The 4,370-nt window shown below is 44.2% G+C and carries 7 protein-coding genes and 1 pseudogene; 4 read left to right on the top strand and 4 right to left on the bottom strand.

The genetic code is table 11. The annotated features are described in order from the left end of the window. On the bottom strand, positions 1-238 hold a 238-nt coding region (locus tag PHC76_RS14730), incomplete at its 3' end, for a pseudouridine synthase (protein ID WP_300210718.1). Between the two features lie 91 nt (positions 239-329). On the opposite strand from PHC76_RS14730, the gene PHC76_RS14725 reads away from it, so the two are divergent. From PHC76_RS14725 to PHC76_RS14710, 4 genes are read left to right on the top strand one after another with little or no spacing between them, the layout of a single operon-like run. Then, complete coding sequence (locus PHC76_RS14725; protein ID WP_300210716.1) at positions 330-635, top strand: BrnT family toxin; 306 nt, start codon at positions 330-332, stop codon at positions 633-635. Continuing rightward, on the top strand, positions 619-876 hold the full coding sequence (locus PHC76_RS14720) for a BrnA antitoxin family protein (protein ID WP_300210714.1): 258 nt from the start codon (positions 619-621) through the stop codon (positions 874-876). Before PHC76_RS14725 ends, PHC76_RS14720 begins: the two co-directional genes overlap by 17 nt. Positions 877-879: 3 nt before the next feature. Then, complete coding sequence (locus PHC76_RS14715; protein ID WP_300210712.1) at positions 880-1,248, top strand: hypothetical protein; 369 nt, start codon at positions 880-882, stop codon at positions 1,246-1,248. Between the two features lie 10 nt (positions 1,249-1,258). Continuing rightward, positions 1,259-1,864 carry a pentapeptide repeat-containing protein gene (locus PHC76_RS14710; RefSeq protein WP_300210710.1) on the top strand — a complete coding sequence of 202 codons (606 nt, stop codon included), beginning with the start codon at positions 1,259-1,261 and terminating at the stop codon, positions 1,862-1,864. A 109-nt stretch (positions 1,865-1,973) separates the two neighbouring features. Here PHC76_RS14710 and PHC76_RS14705 read toward each other — a convergent pair whose 3' ends face one another. The 3 genes and pseudogenes from PHC76_RS14705 to PHC76_RS14695 form a co-directional block, all read right to left on the bottom strand. Beyond that, complete coding sequence (locus PHC76_RS14705) at positions 1,974-3,350, bottom strand: diguanylate cyclase (RefSeq protein WP_300210708.1); 1,377 nt, start codon at positions 3,348-3,350, stop codon at positions 1,974-1,976. A gap of 63 nt (positions 3,351-3,413) precedes the next feature. Next, entirely contained in the window at positions 3,414-4,106 is a 693-nt protein-coding gene (locus tag PHC76_RS14700) for a 16S rRNA pseudouridine(516) synthase (RefSeq protein WP_300210706.1), read from the bottom strand. Next, positions 4,096-4,370 (bottom strand): annotated as a pseudogene (locus PHC76_RS14695) (ABC transporter ATP-binding protein); the annotation flags it as partial. The gene PHC76_RS14700 and the pseudogene PHC76_RS14695, both read right to left, overlap by 11 nt.

Genomic DNA, 4,370 nt, shown 5'->3' with positions numbered 1-4,370 from the left:
GGTAGTATTTCTCGATCTCTCGGTTTTCAAACATTTTCCCAAACTGCGCCGCCGTTTCGGAATTTTTGGCGAGAATCACCAGTCCGGAAGTCATTTTGTCGAGACGATGAACGGGGAAAAGGGGGATGCCGAACTGCTTGGACATTTGCACGACAAACCCTGCCGAGTCTTCGGAGTGGAAGTTGGCACCTGCATTTTTGGTGAGTAGGAGAAAAGAGGGGTTGTCATAGATTAGCATGATGTGATTATAGCGAAATGGATTGGATAAACTTGACAAGCATATTCTTAATGTATATAATCATAATATACATTCAACAAAAAGGTGAGTGATGTTTGATTGCCTCGATGTCGAACGATTGAACGGTTTTGATTGGGATGAGGGGAATATTCAGAAAAACAAACTCAAACACAATCTCGATTTTTGGCTGATCGAAGAGATATTTTTCAATGAACCGCTGTTGATTTATGAGGATAATGTCCATTCAGAGCAAGAGTGCCGTTGTTATGCATTGGGCAAAACGGACGATGGACAAAGGCTATTTATAGCTTTTACGGTACGAAATCAAAAAATACGGGTTATTTCGGCACGACCAATGAGTAAAAAGGAGAGAAATTATTATGAAAAAAATGCTTGATTTAAAAACCGAAGACGAGATTGCCGCATTTTGGGATGAGCACGATTCGACTGAATATATCGATTGGGATAAATCAAAATCTGTGCGGATGGTCAATCTCCAAAAAAGTGCCAAAACGATCTCGATCCGAATGCCCGTCGATATGATTGAAACGCTTAAAATTCAAGCCAATAAAAACGATATTCCCTACCAGTCGTATCTGAAGATGCTGATTGCAGACGGGTTAAAGGCGCATGGGTAAAAGATGGAACACATATTTGAACTAATAAAAAACTATGGGTCTCAACTTTCTGCTATTGGAGCTGCTATTGCATTTATTTTTGCTATCTATAAATTCCAAGTGGAGCGAGCTGCAAGCCATTTTTGGAAAGAATTTGAGGCATATCATAAGTTGGTGAAAGAACTTGTTGAGCCACCTTCTGAAAATGGCGCATTATACATTGATCGTCAAACAGCAGCAATTTATGAGTTGAGATTTTATAAGCGTTATTATTCTCATTCATTGAGAATGCTCAAAGGATTACGAGATAAGTGGATAGCAGTACCAAATCAATTTCCTCGATTAATTGAAGAGTTAAATTTAACAATTGAATATATTGAAAAAAAGCTCTAAAAGCTAACTCATGGCATCTAATGTAATTACCGACAACATGGATGTATTCGCCGAGAAGTTCGAGGGTATTGATCTCCACGGTCAAAAGATCACCAAAGCCGAATTTGATGACTGCACTTTCGTCTCCTGCGATTTCAGCGAAACCTTTTTCTCCTCCTGCAAATTTACCGAATGCCGTTTCGAAAACTGCAACCTGAGCGTCATGAAACTCACCAATACCAAGATGAGCGATGTCGATTTCGTCTCGTGCAAGATGGTCGGGATAGACTGGACGATGGCGGATTGGAAGAGCCTCCTCAATGCCGATCCGATCCGTTTTCGCGAATGTAACTTGGGCGACAGCAACTTTTTCGGTCTGAACATCGAGGGGTTGGTGATGCGCGAATGCCGTGCCAAAGAGGTCGATTTTCGCAACGGAAGCTTTCAAAAAGCCGACTTTTCCCTGAGCGATTTCAAAGGGGCGCTGTTCGGCAACACCCATCTGGAGGCGGCCAACTTTACTGACGCCTCCAACACCTCGATCGATCTGCGCTCCAACCATCTCAAAGGAGCGATCTTCAGCCGCTACGAGGCACTCTACTTACTCGAATCGATGGGGATTGTGTTAGTTGATTAAGGAGTGATGATGGATTTTTATCCTCATCGGCTAATGTCAGCGGCAAGTCAGCTTGGAACAATGAACCTTAAACGGTATCGTGTACTTTTTTTGAATATAGCAGAGATCATTATAAAACTGCTAAATCCGACTTTACGCTGTTTTTCCCGCTGTATTTTGAATCGTATAAGAGGGCATCGGCTCGGCGATAGATCGAATCTTCGGTATCTGTGGCATTGACCTCGGTAACACCGATACTGAGTGTAATCGTTTTATCACTGATTGTCGAGAGAGTCTGTTCGACGGCGGCTCTGATTTTATGAGCTACTTGGAGTGACTCTTTTAGGGTAATGTTTTGACACAAAATAACAAACTCTTCCCCTCCGACGCGAAAGAGGGTATCGGAAGAGCGGATATTGTTTTGAATCAAATTACAAAGCTCAATCAGGACTTTATCGCCGACACGGTGCCCATATACGTCATTAATTATTTTGAAATCATCGATGTCGAGCATCATGATCGAAAACGGAGTTTGATAGCGTTTGTATAATCCCAAAAGTTTTTCGATCTCTTCTTTGTACGCTTTGACGTTTTTCACATTGGTCAAATGATCGGTCATGCTAATAGAGATACTCTCCATAAGTTCACGATTGTTCAATGCACTGCCGATAATGACAAAGACTAAGCTAATAAGATACATGATCAGCATCAGTGTCGATTCCATCTGTGTGCCTGTGCTAAATACGACTCCGTAATTTGCTGATAGCGCGATTATCTCGATGACGGAGACAAACAATATCGCGAGGATGATATCCATACGGATTTGGAACGAAGCCAGCAGTAACAACGGTAACACTAAAAAAATCAAAAACGAAAAATGAAATGAGAGCCATATCAGCAAGAATGTGCCAAGGGCGTAAATAAGCCCTTTTTGCCACTCGTGAGTTGCAGGTTTGGAAAACTGTCGAAAACTCACATACAGAGGGTAGACGAGCAACAGCCCTAAACCGTCTGAGAACATCAGCCACACAATAAATTGGCTAATCGTATCATGAGCTATATATCCTCCTGATGCGAGGGTGAGTGCGATGATCACACCGCTGGTGAATGTCGGGATTAATACCCCATAGAGGGCAAAAGGTAAGAGTATTTTGGCGTTATCAAAATGCCAGTCGATATATCGGTTGATGAAAAACGACGCCATGAGCGGAGCGAGCGTATCGGCAAACGCTGTGAGGGTCAGGTACATCATATAGTGATCGTGCCCATCGGCTAATCCGTGATAGTTGGCGAAAAAACTTCCGATAAAAATAAACGGCAGAGCTTTGAGTTCGAACATATCGAGCATAATAACAGCAATACCAAACGGCAGCCATAGCAAGGTAATGTTAGAGGGATTGAATGAAAAAAGCCAAATATCGAATTGGGCGACGACGTAGTAAATGGCAGTCCCCAAACTGAGAAGCAAAAATGTTTTGAGATGGGAGATGGGTGAATGTGTTATCAAATTGTTTCTCGCCTAATCATTATATGTCATTTTAGCATAGATCCTATTATGATCATTGTAACACTAAAAGTATTTTATAACTCGATATCCCCCCGCCTTCAGATCCCCCAGTGTCAAATCCCCGAACGATGAGCGGTGTAAGGAGACGACATGATTTCCGACTGCCGCGAACATCCGACGTACCTGATGATACCGCCCCTCGGTGATTTCGAGACGCGCATGAGTATCGTCAATCACAGTGAGTTTGGCGGGGAGACACGGGCTTTTCTCGCCGTTTAGCATTAGAGTTCCAGAAGCAAAAATAGCTTCTTCATCCCCTTTGAGAGGCCGATCCAACGTCGCTTCGTAGCACTTAGGGACATGATGTTTCGGTGAGGTGAGGCGATGGAGGAGGGCACCGTCATCGGTGAGCAATAGCAGTCCGCTCGTATCTTTGTCGAGGCGTCCGACGGTGGAGATTTTCGGATCGCGTCTGCGCCACCGCTCAGGCAATAGATCGTAGACGAGTCGCCCCTCGCCGTCATCGTGAGAACAAACGTATCCCACGGGCTTGTGCATCAAAATCACTATCCCTACAGGTGGATCGAGCGGTTCGCCCTCAAAGAGGATATGCTCATGAGAGACTTTGGTATCGCTCTTGAGAGGGAGATTTTCGGTGTGGGTGATGATACCATCACGTAAAAGTTCGGCAACCTCTTTGCGACTGCAATAGCCCAACGAGCCTAGGAGCTTGTCGAGGCGGGTTTTAGAATTCACCTAGCTTTTCCTCGTATTCGGCCTCGATCCGTGTGATCTCGTCGTGAGCGATTTCGAGCTTCTCGAACAGCTTTTCGATCATCTTCTCATCCTCCGCGACGCTTTTGGAGAGTTCCATGAGTTTGGAGCTCTCTCCCTTATTCGAATACTCGATGAGGAGTTCATGGGAGGTTTTGAGCTTCTCTTCGAGCTTCATGATCGTCTCTTCGCACTTTTCGACCTCTTTTTTCAGCGGGCTTAGAAGTTTGGAACGCTCCTGTACCA

The organism is Sulfuricurvum sp., assembly GCF_028710345.1.
Classification (GTDB): domain Bacteria; phylum Campylobacterota; class Campylobacteria; order Campylobacterales; family Sulfurimonadaceae; genus Sulfuricurvum.
The sequence above is the reverse complement of the archived record's forward strand: the minus strand, read 5'-3'. Positions and strand labels throughout refer to the sequence as shown.